Genomic DNA, 3965 nt, shown 5'->3' on the forward strand with positions numbered 1-3965 from the left:
TTTAGATCGGGTCTAGGTTCGGACGATCAAGCAAGGAAGCCTGATCTTTTTCATGCGTCTTAATCCCCTTTAGATCGGGTCTAGGTTCGGACTATTAAGGTTGGCTCTTTTAAGCGTTCATTGAGCGTCTTAATCCCCTTTAGATCGGGTCTAGGTTCGGACGCCAAGAAGGCAAAAACAATCGACAGTCGCGTCGTCTTAATCCCCTTTAGATCGGGTCTAGGTTCGGACACAGAGTTAGCGATGGCCTGCCGTTTCCGCTTCCGTCTTAATCCCCTTTAGATCGGGTCTAGGTTCGGACGAAGCCGCCGAGGCGGCCTTTGCAGCCGCCCTCGTCTTAATCCCCTTTAGATCGGGTCTAGGTTCGGACGTCGCGTGCATGAAATACCTGCATCTTGTCAAGTCTTAATCCCCTTTAGATCGGGTCTAGGTTCGGACGTATCAGCCCGTCGACTTGTCCGCTTATGCGGTCTTAATCCCCTTTAGATCGGGTCTAGGTTCGGACCGCTCGACGCCAGGGAGCCTTTATAATCAACAACCTGCAAAGGGGGTTGCAGAAAATTTTGGCGACCTGAAAGTTCACATGCAGCGCACCGGTATCGAGCTGTCCAGATCAAGAGGTTAGAACCGGCAGACGGAGCGGTCAAGCGCTAGGTGTCGATGCTGATCGAGCCGCCAACTGCACACTCGAGGTAGAGGGATGTTGGGCGCGGCACATCGCGGCTTCCGCACGCCTCCCTTAAGACTTCAGTAATGCCTTCATCAAGGACTTGGCCTGATCGTACTTGTCGGGGTTGGTCTTGTTCGAGAGGTTTTCTCGTGGCTTACGACCGAGAAAATAGGCGATGCGCTCGGCGTTGCTGCCAGAGGGATGCGGCATGCCGCGCAGAACCCGCGGTGGCCGCACGCCATGATGCGCCGCAACCCAGCCGATGGCGGCCTCGGGCTTTGGACCGAGCGGGACGATGACCGCGTCTTGCAAGATGTCGAGCATCGGCACCAGGTGCGAGGTCATCAGCTCGCGCAGCGCTGGATGGCCGGTGAGCGTTGGACTGCTGCCACCATAATTCTTGCCATTGACGAAGGTCGGAAAGACGATGGACGACAGGGATTGCAGCCATTCGCGGTGCTCGCCGAACAGACTCGCGCAACTGTTGATCCCGAGATAGCCGTTGAGGCCAACGCTGTCGAGCATGGCGATCAGCGGTTCGCGCATCGTGCCGCTGAAAGCCGCCCCTTCGCGCGCCTGACGCAAGATGTCCTGCTCGGCGCTACCAGCCTCGATCTCGGTGCGGGCAATGCGCAGGGCTTTGTCGGCCTGGGTCAGACCGGGGGTGATGCCGAGCAACACGACCTTGGCATGGGGGTTCGGGTATTCAAACGGTGCGTAGTAGATGCTCAGTGGGCCGTCGCGGCTGATCAGCAGCTCATCGGGTAGGGCTGCGGGCTTGCGCGCGCTAGCGTCCGAAGCGAGCGGATAGCGGGCGATGGCATCGCGATAGCGAGGAAAAAGAGGCTGGAACATTTCAATGACTCCTTTTGGGTGGACGGCCGGGTCGGCCTGTCTGCTTGGAACGCGGGGACGGGGCTTCCGCCGCGCGTCGGTCCTGCTCGGCGACCATCGCCAGCAGGGCTTGGGTAAGACTGGCATCGGAGGGCAGGTCGATGCCGCCGGGCAGCCATTGGCGGCCATACTGGTCGGCATCGAACTGCATCGGTAATGGATAGACGCGGATGTCATCGCGCGAAGGTTTGATGATGTCATCCAGGGCGGCGAGCAGCTGATCCAGATCGCGCGTGGTTCCCACCACCAGGAACACCGAATACTGCAGCGCCATCCCGGAACCGCGCACGGTGCGGTGCACGCGCACCAGGCGCTTGGGATCGGCGATGTCGTAGGCGAGCAGATAGGGGCGGCGTTGATTGGCAGGCATGGCGCGGGCCTTAGGTCACACTGATCAGCCAGCGGTGCAGGCTGTTGGTGATGTCGCGTCCGCGTTGGGAGATGCGCGCGGCGCGCGACTCGAACAAACGCACCGTGTCGATATGTCGCGGCAGACGCAGCGGCTCGCGGCGATGCTGCGCAGCATCGAAACGCCGACGCAGCCAGCCAATGCGCGGTGGTTCCAGATACCACATCAGCAGCTCAGCCAAGTCCCGTGCCAGACTGGGCTCGCCGATCTGGCCAAGCTCGGTGTTGCGACCGAAGCCCAGATCGTGCAGATGCGCTGCGGTCCATTGGTAGGCCAGCGAGCGCAGCCATTGGCGGGTGCGCTCGGCGCCACGGCTGCCACCATATTGCTGTGCCTGATGCTCGATCCAGGCGCGGCCGGTGCGCGGATCGCGCGCCCCCTCGGGTGCGCCAAGCCGAGCGCTGGCCCAATAGGCGATGCGAGCGCGTGTTGTGGCGAGCCAACGCCCATAGATCGCCTCAGCCTGCGGCAACATGAGCAGCTCCTCGAAGCGCCACAGCAGTTCATCGCGCTCGCCGGGACGACCCAGCAGGCGCGCAGCGATCTCGCCGTCGTCGCTGACAAAGATGACACTGATGCCCTGCTCGGCACAGGCCAGCAGGGCCTCGCTGCTCCAGGACACACGGGTGCTGCTGTGCACGCGCGAGAGGCGTTGCAGCGGAAAGAACTGTTCAGCGCGCTCCTCGCGTTGGATGCCCAGCGCGCGCCCGGCAAGCCAGATGCGGGTATCGCTGCCGGCGGCGATGTAGAGCGGCCGGGCGTCGAGCCGCACTTGCTGCGCCAGTTCAAGCGCCTGCGGCTGACGGTTTTGGGCGGTACGCACCATCATCGGTTTGCAATCTCCTTGGCATCCTCGGCGGCGAGCGTTGGCAGGGTCTTGCTCGCGACGGCGACCTGAGCGCCGGAGGCGGCGAGCCGCACCGCCAGGGTCCGACAGAGCCGCCGTAGCAGCCGACGCTGCGAGCGCACAAACAGCTCCCAGGCCGCATAGAAGTGTTGCCGTCCGCTCTTGCCGAGCAAGCAGGCCTCACCGTCGCGGCTGAACTGATCGGCGCGCAGATGGCGGCTACGGAACTGCGCCCAGACCCAGGCATCGACCAACGGGCGTAGCGGCTCGATCAGGTCCGAGGCCAATGACTCGCGGCCGAAGTCGAGCACATGGTAGTAGCCGATGATCGGGTCCAGGCCAGCGCCATAGCAGGCGCGCACGGCTTCCGAGTGCAGCAGGGTGTAGCTGAGCGAGAGCACGGCATTGACCGGATCGCGCGGCGGCCGGCGGTTGCGGCCAGTGAACTGCAGCTCAGGTGCGAACAGCGCGCAATAGGCGCTAAAGTAGGCCGCCGCGCCGGCACCCTCGATGCCGCGCAGGCTGTCGATGGCGCTCGTGCTGGGATCGGCCGCGCGCCGACGCGCTTGCTGCAACTGATCGCGGGCCTTGAGCAGGGCTTGGCGTAGGTCCGGGCGTGCCTCCAGTGCGCTGACCAGCAGGCGTTGCTGGCGGCGCAGCTTGCCGCTGACCAGCCGTCGGGTCCAGGCCAGGCACCAGGCGGGATCATCGACCCGGCGCAGTTGGCCGATGCGCCGAGCGCCGTCGTTGTGAGACGGACCATGCACCTGTGCAACCTTGCGGGCATGGCGGCCACCGAAGATCACCACACTGACACCGGCCTCGGTCAGGTTGGCGAGCAGGCTACTCTCCAGCGTCACGGCACTGCGCATGATCACCGCCTCAAGGAGGTGGATCGGCACCGTGCCGCGGCGCTGCTCATCGGTATAGATGGCCAGGGCGCGGCCCTCGAGCTTCAGGCGCGTGTCGCGGCGATCGAGATACAGGGTCGTCATCGGCGTTATCCCACATAGAACCAGGGTGGATCGACGGGCTTGAGGCCCTTGCCGCGCACGCGCACCTTGCCGCGCGGCTCCAGGCGCAGCAGGAAGAAGCGATCTTCAATCGGGTTGAGCAGGGTTTCGATCTCGCTGACCAGCGCGCGA

4 protein-coding genes and 1 CRISPR repeat array are annotated in these 3965 nt (G+C 63.7%); all 4 genes read right to left on the bottom strand.

Annotated features, from left to right (window positions below; translation table 11 throughout):
* Positions 1–55 precede the first annotated feature (55 nt).
* A CRISPR array of direct repeats spans positions 56–505; the repeat unit is 37 nt; unit sequence CGTCTTAATCCCCTTTAGATCGGGTCTAGGTTCGGAC.
* 234 nt (positions 506–739) lie between these two features.
* Genes VBE63_RS25580 through cas1 form a run of 4 tightly spaced genes read right to left on the bottom strand, consistent with a single transcriptional unit; the run spans position 740 to position 3815 of the window.
* Positions 740–1525 (bottom strand): hypothetical protein, encoded by a 786-nt coding sequence (locus VBE63_RS25580; protein WP_323685825.1) that lies wholly within the window; start codon positions 1523–1525, stop codon positions 740–742.
* A gap of 1 nt (position 1526) precedes the next feature.
* The gene (cas2, locus tag VBE63_RS25585) at positions 1527–1934 is read right to left on the bottom strand and encodes a CRISPR-associated endonuclease Cas2 (protein WP_323685826.1); all 408 of its coding nucleotides are present in this window, start codon (positions 1932–1934) and stop codon (positions 1527–1529) included.
* 10 nt (positions 1935–1944) lie between these two features.
* Positions 1945–2802, bottom strand: a complete 858-nt coding sequence (locus VBE63_RS25590) for a CRISPR-associated endonuclease Cas1 (RefSeq protein ID WP_323685827.1) — start codon at positions 2800–2802, stop codon at positions 1945–1947.
* The gene (gene cas1 / locus VBE63_RS25595; RefSeq protein ID WP_323685828.1) at positions 2799–3815 is read right to left on the bottom strand and encodes a CRISPR-associated endonuclease Cas1; all 1017 of its coding nucleotides are present in this window, start codon (positions 3813–3815) and stop codon (positions 2799–2801) included. Before cas1 ends, VBE63_RS25590 begins: the two co-directional genes overlap by 4 nt.
* Between the last annotated feature and the right edge of the window lie 150 nt (positions 3816–3965).

Origin of the sequence: Lamprobacter sp. (assembly GCF_034860625.1) — a bacterium.
In the GTDB taxonomy this organism is placed as follows: domain Bacteria; phylum Pseudomonadota; class Gammaproteobacteria; order Chromatiales; family Chromatiaceae; genus Lamprobacter.

What these genes read in the sequence shown, in the direction of transcription:
- VBE63_RS25580 (WP_323685825.1), bottom strand. Translation starts at nt 1,525, where the DNA reads ATGTTCCAGCCTCTTTTTCCTCGCTATCGCGATGCCATCGCCCGCTAT.
- cas2 (WP_323685826.1), bottom strand. Translation starts at nt 1,934, where the DNA reads ATGCCTGCCAATCAACGCCGCCCCTATCTGCTCGCCTACGACATCGCC.
- cas1 (WP_323685828.1), bottom strand. Translation starts at nt 3,815, where the DNA reads ATGACGACCCTGTATCTCGATCGCCGCGACACGCGCCTGAAGCTCGAG.
- VBE63_RS25590 (WP_323685827.1), bottom strand. Translation starts at nt 2,802, where the DNA reads ATGATGGTGCGTACCGCCCAAAACCGTCAGCCGCAGGCGCTTGAACTG.